Raw genomic sequence first — 15,548 nt, 5'->3', positions numbered from 1 at the left:
CACTTGGCCTCGTTGATTACAATCGGTAGCCTCTTCATAATCAAACACTGGGTCTCCAGCGGTCCGCTGGATAAAATCGCGAAAATACGCTAGGAATTTATCCCAGCTTATTAAGAGAAATACCCTAAGAGAACTGGCGGCGATCAACGCCGCAATCGACCGATCAATTCTTTGCTCATTCCGGGACGACGCCGTGAAACGCCGAAACCTGTCTCTTGCTCTTCTCCTTGCCTTTTCGGCGCCTGCCGCCGCGCAAAGCAGCGCTGTCTGTGAGGACCTGCGCGGCCGCCTCGCCGACTTGCCGCGATCGATCGGCAATGGCAACGGCCCGGAAGCGCGCCAATATGCCAGCGCCATGGCCGAGCAGAACCTCGAGTTGCGAAAGGTCCGCAATGAGCTGCGCAGCAATGACTGCACGTCGGGCAGCATGGTCGTGATCGGCGGCGAGAATGCCGATTACTGCGCCGAACTCTCGCAGGCCGAAGTCAGGATGATCGACAACATTCGCTATCTCCAGGACCGCCGTGGCGAATTGCTCGGCCGGGGCAGCGACAACGACCAGCCCCGCCGCGAGCTGATGGCTGCCCTCGACCGCAATGGCTGCAACAGCGAAAACTTCTATGCCCCCGACGAGCGCAGCGCCGCCGACCCCGCCCCGAGTGTCGAGGAACAGGCGATGCGCACCGATACCTTCATCCCGCTCGGCGGCGGTGAAGAGGTTGATCCGCGTTACGGCCTGCCGCGGGCCGACATGCTGTCGCCAGTCAGCACCATGTGCGTGCGCAGCTGCGACGGCGGCTTCTTCCCGATCAGCTCGAACGCCACGTCGGTTGATTTCGGCCGCGACGCCCAGACCTGCGCCAAGATGTGCCCGGGCATCGAGACCGAATTGTTCTATCGTGATGTGACGAGCACCGAAGCCTCGAACATGATCTCGGTCGCAATGGGCACGCCTTACAGCGCCATGAAAAACGCCTTTGCCTACAAGAACCGTACGCCCGGGGAAAAGTCCTCTTGCGCCTGCAATCTCACCGCCTATTACGAGGAGATGCGCGGCAAGCAGGCGGTGAGCGAACCGCCGCAGCAGGGCTCGATCACCACCATCCGCACCAACCCCACGGCGAAGAATCCCGCAACCGCCGCGCCGCAACCATCCGTTCCCGAGCGCCCCTATGATCCGACGCAAAACCGTGTCCGTCAGGTCGGCCCGCAATTTCTGGCCGGAGATCAGGGCTCGATCGATCTCGCCAACCCAGCAACGTCAGGTCCGCAGCCGCAACAGCAGCAGTGATCGAACAGCTGGAACGGCGGTGGCCGAGCCATGGCGGCGTTATGCCGGGGTGCATGAGATGACGGCAATGTCGCGTGAACGAGCGGCGGGATGTGAATGCGGACAGCTTGGGCATGGTCAATAGGTCGTACGACCACCGCTCAGGTCGAACGTCGATGCGGTGGTGAAGGAGTTCTCTTCGGAGAGCAGCCAGACGACCATCGAAGCGATCTCATGAAGTTCAACAAAACGGTCGCGCGGAATGCGCACGCGCATATATTCGATAAATTCCGGTGTCAGCCCGTCCAATATAGGTGTCTTTGCTGTGGTCGGCGTTACCGCGTTCACGGCGATCCCCGTCTTTGCGAGTTCCTTGCCAAGAGACTTGGTGAAGCCCAGCACACCGGCTTTCGCTGCGCTATAGGCAGCGATGTTCGGATTTCCTTCCTTGCCCGCCACCGAGGAGATGTTCACGATCCGCCCGTAGTCGCGCTTTAACATGACCGGAACGACGTGGCGGCAGCAGTTGAAGGTTCCCGTCAGGCAGACATCGACAACATCTTTCCACTCGATGACATCGTATTCAATCGTGGGCTTAACCGGACCGGTAATCCCGGCGGAATTGACGAGGCCGTCGATACGGCCAAAAATCTCCTCGGTAGTCGCCGCCGCGTTTTTGACTGATTGGGAATCTGCAACGTTGACGCCGAAAGCGACGGTGCCGGAGCCGAGAGCGGAAGCGCTGTCCTTCGCCATGTTTTCGTTCAGGTCCCAGATTGCCACCTTGCCACCAGACTGGATGACGCGCTCTGCGATAGCGTAGCCGATGCCGCGCGCACCGCCTGTGATCACGATGATGCGTTCCTTCAAGTCGATCATGTTCATTGGGCCGTTATCCTCCGATCGAGCCGCCGATAGCCGAGTATCTCTCGGAAATGCCGGGATTCGCCTTCAGCGTATCGATATAAAGGCCCGGAATAAAGATACCTCGCCCTCGCCCGGCGTCGGCGATACCCGACATCGGTTTGCTCACCTTGACTGTCGTGACTGTGCGATTGAGGCCATGCTCCACCGCACTGCCCTAGATGTTCAGTCCCCATCCATCATGGAAGACCAGATCCTCCAGCGGCAGCCGCTGCCGCCAGCCTTTGACGGAGAGTTCCGGCTCGTCATAGAGCCGATCGACGAAACCGGCACAGAGCCAGGCGACTACTTCGATATGAGAGGGTATGCCGAGAATGGTTTTCAGGTCGCCTTCGCGGAAGATGCTGACCCAACCGATGCCGACGCCTTCCGCCCGCGCCGCAAGCCAGAGATTCTGGATGGCGCAGACGGTCGAGTATGAATCCATTCTCGGATTGTGGGTGCGCCCCAGCACCACGCTGCCGCTGCGTGTGGGATCGCAGGTCACGCATATGCCGAGCGGCGCCTCCACGATGCCTTCGAGCTTGAGGGCGCGGTAGGCCTGCTGCCGCTCGCCGGCAAACATCTGCGCCGCCTCCTCGTTGGCACTCGCAAAGGCGTCCCGGACGCGCGCCCGCACAGCGGCACTTTTCACCAGAATGAAATTCCACGGCTGCATGAAGCCGACGGAGGGTGCGTGGTGAGCGGCCGTCAGCAGCCGCTGCACAACATCGTCAGGCAAAGGATCAGGTCGAAACTGGCTGCGAACATCGCGCCGCGTCATGATCGCGTGATAGACGGCCTCGCGTTCGGCCAGGGAAAAACCGGACGCCGCCGAAAGGGCATCCTCATCAAAGGGTCGCATCGTCAAATCCCCAACAACGCAACCGCCCCGCCGTCCGCGCGGATCGGTCTATCTTGCCAGGCCGGTCTTCTGACTGGGCGTCATCCGTCTGCCGCAGCCTTCCCGGCGAGAAGCCAGTGGCGTGATGAAGCGGCAAACGTCGGCCTTACAGCGTTGGGCACGTTCCGGTCTTGCACCGGATTCCCGATTCTCCCGCCTGGACGGGCACCTGACGGCGCATCTATTTCAGCAAACCGGCGCGGCGGCAAGCCGCGAACCAGATGGTTGATTCTAGCCGCACGCCAAGCGGTGCCATCTGTCTCTTTTCTTCGGCCGGGGCGTAGGGAACACGGACGCGCGACATACCACTTCTCCCCAGCGGGGCGAGGCAGATCTCCAGCGGGCGCAATAGCGAAATGACCCGCGTGTGCTCCGGCATCCCATTCTACTTTATGATTTATTCACATATCAAATACACACTGCGTTTGCGCGTTTTGGGTTGCTATCCGGACATGGGCATGAGGGCTCGTGATGTGACCGTCAGCGTGGATGCCCGTATTGAGACGCCGGTCGGGAACATCTCCGACTGAGCCGCAATTCTAGGCTGCCGCGGAATGTTCCATTTTTTGAAAACGATGCCTCTGACCGCCAAGCTGGCGGCGATTATCGTTGCCGTCAACCTCTGCGGCATTTCCGCTTTCGCCACCTATACGTGGATGTACGAAACCCGGGCATTGATCGATGGCGCCAAGGCCAACTGGTCCAAGGATGTGGAGCAGTTTGCCTCTCTGGCCGCCGGCGGCGTCAAATGGGGCAAGGCGAATGCCGTCCGTGAAGCCTATTCGCTCTACCGCGACGACCCTTCGCTCGATCTCGTGCAGTTTGCCGCATTCAACGCGGAGCCTGCCGCCGTAGACGCCTGGACACGCGATGGCATCAACGGTTTGCCCGCACCGGCCGATCTGGCGAAGAGCCTCAGTGCCAAGCCGGAAAAAACGACGATCGACGACAGCGGAATATCCGCCGGTGTGGTCACGATCATCGCGCCGCTCCCGCTGGATAAATCAGGCAAGGCCACCGGCTATATCGTTACCAACTGGTCCGTCGAAAAAATCGCTGCTGAAGTCAGGCAGAAGGTTCTCATATCGCTGCTCACGCAGTCCGTGATCACCGCCTTGGCCGTCATCGCCTTCCTTCTCGCCATGCGCAGCCTTGTTGGCCGGCCCATCCGGATCATCAGCGAACGAATTAGCGCATTGCAGAAAGGCGATCTGGCCTCTCCCGTGACCTACAAGGAAAACGGCGACGAGATCGGCTTTCTGGCACGCGCGTTGGAAGTCTTCCGCCACGAGGCAATTGCGAAGGTCGAAAGAGAGCAGGCCGCCGCCGAGCAGACCGCTTCGCTCGATGCCGAACGGGCGCGCAACGCATTATTCACCGAAGAGGCCAGCAACACCCAGCGGCTGGTAATGACCGCTCTTGCAAATTCATTGGAAAAGCTTGCCGCCGGCGATTTCTCGATCCACCTGGCCGATCTCGGCCCCGAATTTGATAAATTGCGGCAGGATTTCAACAACATGGTCGAAGCAGTCGCTGCCGCGCTGACAGAGATCAAGATGGCCTCGGTGGCGGTCGAAGGTGGGTCAAGCGAGCTGGCGTCCTCCGCCGATCAACTCGCCAAGCGGACCGAGCAACAGGCGGCAGCACTGGAACAGACCGCCGCCGCACTGGATGAGGTGACCACCACGGTCAGAACATCGTCGCAGCGGGCCGAAAATACCGGCAAGCTGGTCGAGGAAACCAAACGGAGCGCTCATGTCTCGGCAACGGTGGTGCGCGATGCAATCGGAGCGATGGACCGGATTCAGACCTCGTCCAGCCAGATCGGCCGCATCATCGGCGTCATCGATGAAATCGCGTTTCAGACGAACCTGCTGGCGCTGAATGCCGGCGTCGAGGCGGCGCGCGCGGGCGAAGCCGGCAAGGGTTTTGCGGTTGTTGCGCAGGAGGTGCGTGAACTCGCCCAGCGGTCGGCAAATGCAGCGAAGGAAATCAAGAACCTGATCAATGTATCCGGTCAAGAGGTTGCCGCGGGCGTCGGGCTGGTGAACGAAACCGGCGACGCCCTGCTGAAGATCGAGGAGCAGATCAACCGCATCAGCGACAGTATCGCTTCCATCGTCCAGTCCTATCGCGAACAGGCGACGGGCCTGCAGGAAATCAACGGCGCGATCAACCAGATGGATCAGGCGACGCAGCAGAACGCGGCAATGGTCGAGGAAACCAACGCGGCCTGCCAGGAACTACTGCAGCAGGGACGCCTTCTGCAGGACTCGGCCGGCAGGTTCGTCGTCGGCGCGTCTGCGGCCAGCCAGCCCAGACCCGTTCAAGTCGCCCGCCAATCTCGTCCCGAGCCGAGAGCCCTCGTCCAGCGGCATGCAGGAAATGCCGCCATTGCCGCTGCTCCCGGCGGCTGGGAGGAGTTCTGACATCATCCTCGTTTGATAGCCTTAGTCTTCAGCAACCTATAATCGGAAGGAAACACTTATGAAGAAAATCGTGCCCGCATTTCTTTTGGCCTGCACCGCATTTGGCGTACCCATGGGCGTATCCATGGCGCAGGATGCCAAGCTTGCCCCGATCTCCGACTACGTGACGAGCGACGTCAAGCCCTGGCTCAATGATCCCGCCATCATCGAGGCTGTCAAAGTGCAGAACACTGCCAACGCCAATCTCAGCGCAGCCGATGTCGACGCCCTCGACAAGAAGTGGCGTGCCGAAGTCGATGGCTCCGACCACTCGATGATTGACGGCGTGCTTAACAACGCCCTGTCGAAATTCCTTCAGGGAAAGAAGGAAGCTTCCGGCGGCAAGATCACCGAAATCTTCGTCATGGATGCAAAGGGGCTGAATGTCGGTCAAAGCGACACCACATCCGACTACTGGCAGGGCGACGAGGGCAAGTTCCAGAAGTCTTTCGGCGCCGGCAAGGACGCCGTCTTCGTCGATGAGATCGAAAAGGATGAGTCGACCCAGACGCTGCAGTCGCAGGCAAGTGTGACGATATCCGACGACAAGGGAACGCCGATCGGCGCCATCACCGTCGGTGTGAACGTCGACGCTCTCTGAGCTCGGGAACGACATTCGAAAGCAATGAAAACGCATATCGCCCGGAGCATGCACGGTTCGGGCGATATGCATAAACAAAGACTTGCAAGACGTCGCATGAGTGAGATCGAATGCGACGTGCTTTGTGGCTTCCCTGGGTGTACCTTCCGCAAGGCGCCCGATTTTCAGACAGAAAATTCTACGTGACAACACGCAGACGTGGCGTTACACACGCCCCATGTCGATGACATCAATCTACGCCTCGCGATTTTATTGGTACCGCTGCTCTGAGCGGATGCGGGTCCATGCGTAACTGAATTCGACGCGACGACAACCCGAACAGCCGCTAGTCTACCTGGCGGCTTTTTTGTTCCGCACGGTATGACCAAACAGGAGCCATACCGTGTCTGATACCATTGACGATCTGCGTATCGTCGAAATTACCCCCCTGACCAAGCCCGCCGAGATCATCGCGGAAATTCCCCGCAATGCTGATGTCAGCAAGACCGTGACCAGCAATCGCGATGCGATCCACCAGATTCTTCGGGGCGAGGACGATCGCCTGATCGTCGTCATCGGCCCCTGCTCCATCCATGATCCCGTTGCCGCCAGGGACTATGCCGCTCGGCTCACGGAACAGCGGCAGCGCTTCGCCGGCGATCTCGAGATCGTCATGCGCGTCTATTTCGAAAAGCCCCGCACCACCGTCGGCTGGAAGGGTCTGATGAACGACCCGCATCTCGACGGCAGCTACCGCATTGAGGAAGGCTTGCGCATCGCCCGGCGTCTGCTGCTCGACATTAATGCGATGGGCCTTCCCGCCGGCGTCGAATTCCTCGACACGATCACGCCGCAGTACATCACCGACCTCGTCAGCTGGGGCGCGATCGGCGCGCGCACGACCGAAAGCCAGATCCATCGCCAGCTCGCCTCCGGCCTCTCCTGCCCGATCGGCTTCAAAAACGGCACCGACGGCGGCGTGCGTGTCGCGCTCGACGCCATCCTCGCCGCCTCGCAGCCGCATCACTTCCCGGCAGTAACGAAGGACGGCCAGGCGGCCATCGCCTCGACGAGGGGCAATGAGGACTGCCACATAATCTTACGCGGCGGCAAGCGGCCGAACTATGAAGCTGCCGACGTCGAAGCGGTGACCGGCGAAGCCGTCAGGCTCGGCGTCGCCCCGCGCATCCTCATCGATGCCAGCCACGCCAACAGCGACAAGAACCCGATGAACCAGCCGCTCGTTGTCAAATCCGTGGCAGCGCAGATTGCCGCCGGCAACAACGACATCAAGGGCATGATGATCGAAAGCAACCTCGTTGCCGGCCGCCAGGACCTCGTTTCCGGCAAGCCGCTGGTTTACGGCCAGTCCATCACCGACGGCTGCATCGACTGGGATATGTCGGTGGCGACGCTGGAAGACCTGGCGCAGTCCGCCCGCGCCCGGCGCAAGGCAGCCGTCGCAGCCTGATAGTCAGCATTAAAAGCAGCGGGCAGAAACCCGCCGCCCATTACAGGGCGGTGGGGGCAACCCGGTTATCTCACGGGTACGCCGATGGCGACGCTGCCGTTGACTGTGACCGCCAGTTCATGCCCATTCATCCCAACGAGCTACAGCCGCCAAATGCAGGTGTCTGATGATGGAGCGACCAGATGGGCCGACACAGGCGCATCTTTCGCGAGCACGTCATTTGTCGTCGGAGCCGGCTTGGTCGGAAAATACCTTCGTCTTGTGGAGACGGCTATCAACGGTGCTCAATCCATCGTCACCACTACGCCGGTGCTCGGGCCTGTCGTCGCATTCGTGGCGCTGGCCGCAATGCCGCTCGCGATGGGCGCTAAGTTCGCCGCAATTGCCGACAGCCAGGTCGGCTATAACAATTACTATGGCGCTGCTGATGGTACCGGTGGGCTGGTTGGAACCAAGGCCAATATCAGATTTCTCGTCCAATCATCCGCGAAGCCGCCGATCCCCAAGCAGCGTGGGGTTACTAACCCACCGCCCCGCCATCATGGGCGGAGCTCGGGACCGGATCACCGGCACGCGGAATAGGAGTAGATTTAATAGAGCCATGGATGCATTGAATCGGGCTCGTGTTCAGTCGAGACCCTGTAATAGGTACGCATGTCGTCGCGCTCTTTTTCGTAAGTCCACTTCAAGCCCCATCTGCATTCTTGCGTCATGCACTCACGGCTCTTCGATTCGAACATATCGAGTTGAAATGCCTCGCCATTGATTTCGCCGGTAATCGAGCCGGTTTTCCCCTTATCCTTCGATATGAGTTCAAACGCCCCTGCTCGACCATCCAGACAGTAGATCTTCCCGCGGTAGGTTCGCTCGCCGGTCTCCAGCTTCCAGAAATTCGTCTTCACCTGCGATACGCTGTAGCGACCCTTGCATTGCTGCCTTTCGGCCGAGCCGATCTCAATCGTCCCCCCCATCTCCTCACTCTCGTTCCTAGCAGTCACCTTTCCGAGCACCGGAGTACCCGTTGCGAGATAGCTTCCCTCGACGCCACGGACAAAAAGATATGAACATCCGGCGAGCGTGAAACCCGTTGCCACCAAGGAGCCGGCGACCGTGAAACCACGCAGCGTCCACGCGCATCTCAAGACAGCCAGCAAGTCTATACCTCCAGGTTCATCCTCATGTTCGCGGATGCCAAAAGAGCGGGTTGGAGCGGTGGGCGACCAGTCGTTACCAGCCAGAATAGCACTGATATTCAGGTCACAATATTTCCCCCACAATTTGGAAGATGAATAAATGCCACAGCTCATCTTGAAATAGAATACCCGTCCGCTTCGGCAAGTTACACGGAACTGGAGGCAGCAACTGCAATCAAACCTTGGGAGCCCCCAATCACCCCCTCAAGCGTGCGCATCAGCGATTCGAAGATGAGGCCGGGCGCGACGTTATTACGCACACTGTGACGTGCAATCCTGCCGAATAAACTTTTTCGATAGGGGACGCATGCCTGCAAAAACTCTTCCATCTCCACCTTGGTGGAGAGTAGCGATTGCGTTGATCGTAGTTCCCTAAATCGCGTCCTTCGCATACGCTGTTTACAGCCCACTGTGGGCCCGCCGGATATGACCGAGCGCGTTATTGGTGCGTATCCGCCAACTGCTGTGTTGGGGATCCCATTGCTATTCTACCTCAGGCGGCGTGTAGGGCCGCCCCTTGCAAATTGCGCGATGGTTGGAGCCTTTGTTGCGACCTTCACCTGGATGTGCCTAGTTGCATTTTTCGGCGCTGACGAGGCCTATGCTGGTGACCACATCACTTACCAAAACGGCATGATGACATGGTGGGGATTGCTAGAGACCGTCAAATCGCTCGCAGTGACAGCTGTATCGGCTTTGCTGCTGGTGGACTGTTCTGGCTGGTGGCCGCCGCTGGCGTTAAAAGACAGCCCGTTTCTGAAACGGTTCCAAGCAAAGTGTTCGAGTAGGGGTCTCTCGATATCATCAAATACCCACCACCCCATCATAAAATGGCGGTGCGCCCGTCTCAAGATCTCACCGGAAAATACCTGACATAGGCGAATTCCTCGCCGTCAGGAGACCAACAGGGCACGTTGATCGTGCCCTGCCCGCCGAAAAGCTCGAACAGCGTCTTCAGATTGCCGCCGTCCATGTCCATCAGCCGCAGCCGCACGTCGAGGTCCCGCGGATGGTCGAACACCGATGGGTCGTAGGATAGGAGCAGCACCATGTCGTTGTTGGGCGACGGATGGGCGAACCAATTGCCCTGATTGTCCGAAGTCACCTGCTCGAGCCCGGTGCCATCGGGATGGATGCGCCAGATCTGCATCAGCCCGGTGCGGCTGGAATTAAAGTAGATCCATTGGCCGTCGGCGGAATAGTCCGGTCCGTCGTTGCGACCCTCGCCATGCGTCAGCCGCGTCTCGGCGCCGCCGTCGACGGAGATGGTGTAGATATCGAAGAGGTCGTCGCGGATGCCGCAATAGGCGAGCTGGCGCCCGTCCGGCGACCAGCCATGCCAGTAGGATGGCAGGTTCTCGGTGACGAGCTGCGGCGTGCCGCCTTCGATCGGCAGGATATAGATCGCCGACTTGCCGAATTCGGTCTTGTCGGAAATGACGATCTCGGTGCCATCGGGCGAAATGCCGTGGTCATTGTTGCAGTTGACGGCAAAGCCGGTATCGACCTTGACCACCTCGCCGCCATCGAGCGGCAACCGGTAAAGCAGCCCGTCGCCGTTCAAGAGCAGGTAGGAACCATCCGGCGAGAAATTCGGCGCCTCCACCAGCCTGTCCGTCTGCCAGACCTCGCGGGCCCTGCCCGTCCTGACATTGTAGATCTCAACCGAACTGCGCATGTTTCCTCCCGAAAATCCTACAACGCCGCGCATCTTTCCAGACGCAGGACGCCGTAACGCTTTGAATTGCTGCCGTCAGCGATCTCGATTGCGTTAGCGATCTCGATTGCGTTAGCGATCTCGATTGCGTCAGCGATCCCGGAAACGGTTGGTGATCGGATAACGCCGGTCTCGGCCGAAATTCTTTTTGGTGATCTTCACGCCGGGCGCCGATTGCCGGCGCTTGTATTCGGCGAGATAGAGCAGATGCTCGACCCGGTGAACGGTCGCGACATCGTGGCCGCGCGCGACGATCTCCTCGACCGCCATCTCCTTCTCGACAAGGCATTCGAGAATATCGTCGAGCACGGGATAGGGCGGCAGCGAATCCTGGTCCTTCTGATCGGGACGAAGCTCAGCCGAAGGCGCCTTGTCGATGATATTCTGCGGGATTATCTCGCCGGAGGGCCCCAGCGCATCCGGCGGCACGTTTTCGTTACGCCAGCGGGAAAGCGCATAGACCTGCATCTTGTAGAGGTCCTTGATCGGGTTGAAGCCACCGTTCATGTCGCCGTAAAGCGTGGCGTAGCCGACCGACATCTCCGACTTGTTGCCCGTCGTCACCACCATCGAACCGAACTTGTTGGAGATCGCCATCAGGATGACGCCGCGCGCCCGGCTCTGCAGGTTCTCCTCGGTGATGCCGCTGTCCGTGCCTTCGAAAAGGCTGGCGAGGGCGCTGCTGAAACCCGTCACCGGCTGCTCGATCGGCACGATGTCGTAGCGGCAGCCGAGCGCCTTGGCGCAATCGGCCGCATCCTTCAGCGAATCCTCGGACGTGTATCGATAGGGCAGCATGACGGTGCGCACCCGCTCCTCGCCGAGCGCATCGACAGCGATTGCCGCGCAGATCGCAGAATCGATGCCGCCGGAAAGGCCGAGCACCACAGTTTTGAAACCGTTCTTGTTGACGTAATCGCGGAAGCCGAGCAGGCAGGCGCGGTAATCGGCTTCCTCGCGCTCTGGAATATGCGCCAGGGGTCCTTCGGCGCAGTGCCAGCCGCTGTCGCCGCGCTTCCATGTCGTCACAGCCAGCGCCGTTTCGAACTGGCTCATCTGGAAGGCGAGCGACTTGTCGGCATTGAAGCCGAAGCTCGCGCCGTCGAAGACGAGTTCGTCCTGGCCGCCGAGCTGGGCGGCATAGATCAGCGGCAGGCCGGTTTCAATCACCTGTTTCAGCACCACCTGATGGCGGATATCGACCTTGCCGCGATAATAGGGCGAACCGTTCGGCGACAGCAAGATTTCGGCCCCGCTTTCGGCCAGCGTCTCGCAGACGCCGAGATCGCCCCAGATATCCTCGCAGATCGGAATGCCGATGCGCACGCCGCGGAAATTCACCGGCCCCGGCATAGCGCCCTGGTCGAAGACGCGCTTCTCGTCGAACTCGCCGTAATTCGGCAGGTCGATCTTGTCGCGCACCGCGATCACCTTGCCGGCGTCGAGCACGGCGACCGAATTGTAGCGCCCGGTCTCGTCCTGCCGGGGAAAGCCGATGATGACGCCCGGCCCGCCATCGGCGGTATCGGCCGCGAGAGTCTCTACCGCCTTCCAGCAGGCGCGGATGAAGGCGGGCTTCAGCACCAGATCTTCGGGCGGATAGCCGGAGATGAAAAGCTCGGTCAGGACGAGCAGATGCGCGCCCTCCCGGCCCGCGTCAATGCGCGCCTCGCGCGCCTTGGCGAGATTGCCGGCGACATCGCCGACCGTCGGGTTGAGCTGGCCGATGGCGATGCGGAAAATATCAGAAAGGGCGTTTTCCTGTGTCATGTCATTTATTTAGCCTGCACCTTTCGCGACCGCAACATGTTGGCGCCAAAAGCGGCGCCTGGCGGTGACGAAATTTTTATGAACGATTGCGCATGGCGCCGCGCGGCGCCGATACGCATTGCAATTTACCGGCGGAACGGAATACTGGCCCCGCAAAGCGACTGAGATAACTGGCATCGGAAACAGGCAATGTCTAATCTTTCGGACTTCGTGCACCATCATTTCGACAAACCGGCCGACGAACTCGGCGACGTCGAAAAGCGCGTGCTGGCGAAAGCGCACCAACGCAAGGTCATCTCGACCGACGTCAATGCCGCCTTATCCGCCGAGTCATCCTTCGGCGAGCGTATCGCCGATGGCATCGCCCGCGTCGGCGGCTCCTGGTCGTTCATACTCGCCTTCCTCGCCTTTCTCGCCGTCTGGACACTGATGAACACTATCGGTCTGGTGGCGCATCCCTTCGACCCATACCCCTTCATTTTTCTGAATCTGATCCTGTCGATGATCGCCGCCATCCAGGCGCCGATCATCATGATGTCCCAGAACCGGCAGGCAGAGCGCGACCGCTTCGAGGCCGCCAAGGATTATGAGGTCAATCTCAAGGCCGAGCTTGAGGTGCTCTCCCTGCACCAGAAGATCGATATGAGCGTGCTGACCGAGCTGACGGCGCTACGCGAGGACGTGGCCCGCCTCAGCGCCGAACTTGCCGCCAAAGGCTAAACCGGATTTACGGCGTATTGCGGCAGGCCATCGGATATCTCATAGAAGTCGCCCTTGTCGGCGCAGTAGATATGATGGCCGAAGGCAAGGCCGCTCGGCGTGTCGAAGGCGCCGGCCATGACCGAAACCTCTGCCGATCCGTCCGCCTGCCAGAACAGCGCGGAGCCGCAATTCGAGCAGAAGCCGCGCTGTGCCTCTTCGCTTGACCGGTACCAGTGGACTGCCTCGCTGCCATCAACCGAAAGAGCCTCGCGGGCCACGTTGGCCGCGGCGTAATAAAACCCCGTCTGCCGGCGGCACTGCGAGCAATGGCAGCCGACAACAGGTCCTGGCTTCACCATCGTTGAAAATCGCACGGCGCCGCAAAGGCAGCCGCCTGTATGCCGTTCGGTCATGATCGCTCTCCCGTTTATGACCGAACGTTGCCGCCGATCGCCGCCGGCGTCAAATCCATTCCGTTCAACGAAATCATCAGAAATCTTGAAATCACCGGCCTTATGCATGGACGGTCGGTTGGAGTATCTGTTGCGCAACGACAACAGCCGCCAACCTCATCTCATCCCAGCATTGAATCGGCGGCGCTTGTCGGCGATACTGGCGGCTCAAATCAACCTCAGGAGACTGACATGAGAGCGAACCTGTCCAAACAGAAAGGAAACATCCTCCACAAGGACATTCAGCTTCATGAACATTCGCTTCTCCCGCGCGAGGAAAAACTCGCGACGCCATAACTCCTTCGTAAACCTCCTCCGCGATCATCCGACTTCCGCCGACAGTGAGCGGCGCTGGTCGCGTATGCGCAAATTCCTCTCCTACTATCGCCCGCATCTGCCTTTGCTGCTGGCGGATCTGCTGTGCGCCATCCTCGTCGCCGGCACGGCGGTCGCCTTGCCGCTCTGCGCCAACATCGTCACGAGCCGGCTTCTGGCTCTCCCCGATGCGCCGCAGGCCTTCGCCCAAATCCTTGCAATGGGCGGCGTCATGCTGGCCGTTCTGGCCGTCCAGATCGTCGCCATCTTCTTTGTCGATTATCGCGGCCACGTGATGGGCGCCCGCATCGAAGCGACGGTGCGGCAGGAACTCTTCGAGCACTGCCAGAAGCTCTCGTTCAGCTTCTACGACCGCCAGCGCACCGGCCAGCTGATGAGCCGCATCACCAACGACAGCCTGTGGCTGGGCGAGCTCTTTCATCATGGCCCCGAGGATCTTTCCATCGCCGTACTCAAATACGGCGGCGCCATGCTGGTATTGTTCTTCATCGATCCGCCATTGGCGGCTCTCATCCTGCTGCTCACGCCGGCGGCGGTCGCCTATGCGCTCTATTTCAACCGGCGCATGAACCGCGCGCTCGAAGCCAGCAAACGGCAGATCGCCGCCGTCAACGAGCGCGTCGAGGACGCTCTTGCGGGCATCCGCGTCGTCCAGTCCTTTGCCAACGAGGCGCTGGAGAGGGAACGCTTCGCCGAGCAGAACCGACGCTTCCTGCAAAGCCGCGCCGAGGGCTACCGCAGCGAAGCCTGGTTTTCGGTCGGCACCGAAACCTTCGCCCAGCTGGTTACCATATTGGTGATCATCGTCGGCGGCCTGCGCATCCTGGCGGCGGAACTGACCGTGCCTGATATGCTGACCTTCCTGCTCTGCGTCGCCGTGCTGGTCGATCCGGTGCAGCGGCTGGCGAATTTCGTGCGCCTCTGGCAGGAGGGTTATACCGGCTTCGTCAGGGCCATGGAGATCCTGGAGATCGCCCCCGATATCACCGATCGGCCGGCCGCGCGGCCGATGCCGGCACCAAGGGGCGAGATCAGTTTTTCCAACGTCGCCTTCGGCTACGAGGCCGATGGTCCGCGGGTGCTCGAGCAGCTGTCGCTCACCATCGCTCCCGGGGAGTTCGTCGCCCTGGTCGGCCCCTCGGGGGTCGGCAAGAGCACGCTTTGCTCGCTGATACCGCGCTTCTACGATGTCGAGGCTGGCGCGATCCGTATCGATGGCACCGATATCCGCGACGTGACGCTGGCTTCGCTCCGCCGCCATGTCGGAGTGGTGCAGCAGGATGTCTACCTCTTCGCCGGCACGGTGGCGGAAAACCTGCGCTACGGCCGGCCCGACGCCAGCGATGCCGAGCTGGAAGCGGCCGCGCGCGCCGCCAATGCGCACGACTTCATCATCGCCCTGCCCCATGGATATGACACCGATATCGGCCAACGCGGCGTCAAGCTTTCGGGCGGCCAGCGCCAGCGCATCACCATCGCCCGCGCCTTCCTCAAGAATCCTGAGATCCTGATCTTCGACGAAGCAACTAGCGCGCTCGACAACGAGAGCGAACGGGCAGTGCAGCAAGCGCTGCTCAGCCTGGCAAACGGCCGAACCACCCTGGTCATCGCCCATCGTCTGTCGACCGTCCGCCATGCCGACCGCATCCTGGTCCTGACGGCTGATGGCATCGTCGAACAGGGCACTCATGACGAACTCACGGCGCAAGACGGTGTCTACGCCAATTTGCACAGCATCCAGGCCAGCATCTGAGCGTCTGGTACGGGTGCAGAGGATAACAA

14 protein-coding genes and 1 riboswitch are annotated in these 15,548 nt (G+C 60.4%); of the genes, 8 read left to right on the top strand and 6 right to left on the bottom strand.

The window, feature by feature from the left end; genetic code table 11:
- Nucleotides 1-193 precede the first annotated feature (193 nt).
- Complete coding sequence (locus tag RWJ89_RS11450) at nt 194-1,291, top strand: DUF2865 domain-containing protein (protein WP_221943610.1); 1,098 nt, start codon at nt 194-196, stop codon at nt 1,289-1,291.
- A gap of 117 nt (nt 1,292-1,408) precedes the next feature.
- On the opposite strand, the gene RWJ89_RS11445 is transcribed toward RWJ89_RS11450, so the two are convergent.
- Both RWJ89_RS11445 and bluB read right to left on the bottom strand, forming a co-directional pair.
- Nucleotides 1,409-2,155, bottom strand: a complete 747-nt coding sequence (locus RWJ89_RS11445) for an SDR family NAD(P)-dependent oxidoreductase (protein WP_168284392.1) — start codon at nt 2,153-2,155, stop codon at nt 1,409-1,411.
- A gap of 196 nt (nt 2,156-2,351) precedes the next feature.
- A complete protein-coding gene (gene bluB / locus RWJ89_RS11440) occupies nt 2,352-3,038 on the bottom strand; it encodes a 5,6-dimethylbenzimidazole synthase (RefSeq protein ID WP_168284393.1) in 687 nt (228 codons plus the stop codon).
- Between the two features lie 42 nt (nt 3,039-3,080).
- Nucleotides 3,081-3,265: riboswitch (cobalamin riboswitch) on the bottom strand.
- Between the two features lie 366 nt (nt 3,266-3,631).
- Between bluB and RWJ89_RS11435 the strand changes: the two genes are divergently transcribed.
- From RWJ89_RS11435 to RWJ89_RS11420, 4 genes are all read left to right on the top strand, one after another.
- Nucleotides 3,632-5,506: a methyl-accepting chemotaxis protein gene (locus tag RWJ89_RS11435; RefSeq protein ID WP_316030923.1), complete on the top strand. Its 1,875-nt coding sequence runs from the start codon at nt 3,632-3,634 to the stop codon at nt 5,504-5,506.
- Between the two features lie 58 nt (nt 5,507-5,564).
- On the top strand, nt 5,565-6,146 hold the full coding sequence (locus tag RWJ89_RS11430; RefSeq protein ID WP_131665037.1) for a hypothetical protein: 582 nt from the start codon (nt 5,565-5,567) through the stop codon (nt 6,144-6,146).
- 382 nt (nt 6,147-6,528) lie between these two features.
- The gene (locus tag RWJ89_RS11425) at nt 6,529-7,596 is read left to right on the top strand and encodes a 3-deoxy-7-phosphoheptulonate synthase (RefSeq protein WP_316028590.1); all 1,068 of its coding nucleotides are present in this window, start codon (nt 6,529-6,531) and stop codon (nt 7,594-7,596) included.
- A gap of 84 nt (nt 7,597-7,680) precedes the next feature.
- Complete coding sequence (locus RWJ89_RS11420) at nt 7,681-8,178, top strand: hypothetical protein (protein WP_132609195.1); 498 nt, start codon at nt 7,681-7,683, stop codon at nt 8,176-8,178.
- Nucleotides 8,179-8,186: 8 nt separating this feature from the next.
- Here the strand turns inward: RWJ89_RS11420 and RWJ89_RS11415 are convergent, their stop codons facing one another.
- The 3 genes from RWJ89_RS11415 to RWJ89_RS11405 all read right to left on the bottom strand — a co-directional run bounded on the left by RWJ89_RS11415 (nt 8,187) and on the right by RWJ89_RS11405 (nt 12,276).
- Nucleotides 8,187-8,750: a hypothetical protein gene (locus RWJ89_RS11415; protein WP_077978322.1), complete on the bottom strand. Its 564-nt coding sequence runs from the start codon at nt 8,748-8,750 to the stop codon at nt 8,187-8,189.
- A gap of 886 nt (nt 8,751-9,636) precedes the next feature.
- The gene (locus RWJ89_RS11410; protein WP_077978323.1) at nt 9,637-10,467 is read right to left on the bottom strand and encodes a TolB family protein; all 831 of its coding nucleotides are present in this window, start codon (nt 10,465-10,467) and stop codon (nt 9,637-9,639) included.
- Nucleotides 10,468-10,596: 129 nt separating this feature from the next.
- Nucleotides 10,597-12,276 carry an NAD+ synthase gene (locus RWJ89_RS11405; protein ID WP_222019836.1) on the bottom strand — a complete coding sequence of 560 codons (1,680 nt, stop codon included), beginning with the start codon at nt 12,274-12,276 and terminating at the stop codon, nt 10,597-10,599.
- A gap of 189 nt (nt 12,277-12,465) precedes the next feature.
- On the opposite strand from RWJ89_RS11405, the gene RWJ89_RS11400 reads away from it, so the two are divergent.
- The gene (locus RWJ89_RS11400) at nt 12,466-12,996 is read left to right on the top strand and encodes a DUF1003 domain-containing protein (RefSeq protein WP_077978325.1); all 531 of its coding nucleotides are present in this window, start codon (nt 12,466-12,468) and stop codon (nt 12,994-12,996) included.
- Here the strand turns inward: RWJ89_RS11400 and RWJ89_RS11395 are convergent.
- On the bottom strand, nt 12,993-13,391 hold the full coding sequence (locus tag RWJ89_RS11395) for a GFA family protein (protein ID WP_168284398.1): 399 nt from the start codon (nt 13,389-13,391) through the stop codon (nt 12,993-12,995). The two genes, RWJ89_RS11400 and RWJ89_RS11395, sit on opposite strands and share 4 nt — an antisense overlap.
- Between RWJ89_RS11395 and RWJ89_RS11390 the strand changes: the two genes are divergently transcribed.
- Both RWJ89_RS11390 and RWJ89_RS11385 read left to right on the top strand, forming a co-directional pair.
- A complete protein-coding gene (locus tag RWJ89_RS11390) occupies nt 13,377-13,727 on the top strand; it encodes a hypothetical protein (protein ID WP_168284387.1) in 351 nt (116 codons plus the stop codon). The genes RWJ89_RS11395 and RWJ89_RS11390 overlap by 15 nt on opposite strands.
- Complete coding sequence (locus tag RWJ89_RS11385) at nt 13,681-15,519, top strand: ABC transporter ATP-binding protein (RefSeq protein WP_316030922.1); 1,839 nt, start codon at nt 13,681-13,683, stop codon at nt 15,517-15,519. Before RWJ89_RS11390 ends, RWJ89_RS11385 begins: the two co-directional genes overlap by 47 nt.
- The last annotated feature ends 29 nt before the right edge of the window (nt 15,520-15,548 follow it).

The organism is Rhizobium sp. 10PS4 (assembly GCF_032464805.1).
Classification (GTDB): domain Bacteria; phylum Pseudomonadota; class Alphaproteobacteria; order Rhizobiales; family Rhizobiaceae; genus Rhizobium; species Rhizobium laguerreae.
The sequence above is the reverse complement of the archived record's forward strand: the minus strand, read 5'-3'. Positions and strand labels throughout refer to the sequence as shown.

Excerpts from the sequence above, each read along its gene's own strand:
- RWJ89_RS11445 (WP_168284392.1), bottom strand. The coding sequence starts at position 2,155 with ATGAACATGATCGACTTGAAGGAACGCATCATCGTGATCACAGGCGGT.
- bluB (WP_168284393.1), bottom strand. The coding sequence starts at position 3,038 with ATGCGACCCTTTGATGAGGATGCCCTTTCGGCGGCGTCCGGTTTTTCC.
- RWJ89_RS11435 (WP_316030923.1), top strand. The coding sequence starts at position 3,632 with ATGTTCCATTTTTTGAAAACGATGCCTCTGACCGCCAAGCTGGCGGCG.
- RWJ89_RS11430 (WP_131665037.1), top strand. The coding sequence starts at position 5,565 with ATGAAGAAAATCGTGCCCGCATTTCTTTTGGCCTGCACCGCATTTGGC.
- RWJ89_RS11420 (WP_132609195.1), top strand. The coding sequence starts at position 7,681 with ATGGCGACGCTGCCGTTGACTGTGACCGCCAGTTCATGCCCATTCATC.
- RWJ89_RS11410 (WP_077978323.1), bottom strand. The coding sequence starts at position 10,467 with ATGCGCAGTTCGGTTGAGATCTACAATGTCAGGACGGGCAGGGCCCGC.
- RWJ89_RS11405 (WP_222019836.1), bottom strand. The coding sequence starts at position 12,276 with ATGACACAGGAAAACGCCCTTTCTGATATTTTCCGCATCGCCATCGGC.
- RWJ89_RS11400 (WP_077978325.1), top strand. The coding sequence starts at position 12,466 with ATGTCTAATCTTTCGGACTTCGTGCACCATCATTTCGACAAACCGGCC.
- RWJ89_RS11390 (WP_168284387.1), top strand. The coding sequence starts at position 13,377 with ATGCCGTTCGGTCATGATCGCTCTCCCGTTTATGACCGAACGTTGCCG.
- RWJ89_RS11395 (WP_168284398.1), bottom strand. The coding sequence starts at position 13,391 with ATGACCGAACGGCATACAGGCGGCTGCCTTTGCGGCGCCGTGCGATTT.
- RWJ89_RS11385 (WP_316030922.1), top strand. The coding sequence starts at position 13,681 with ATGAACATTCGCTTCTCCCGCGCGAGGAAAAACTCGCGACGCCATAAC.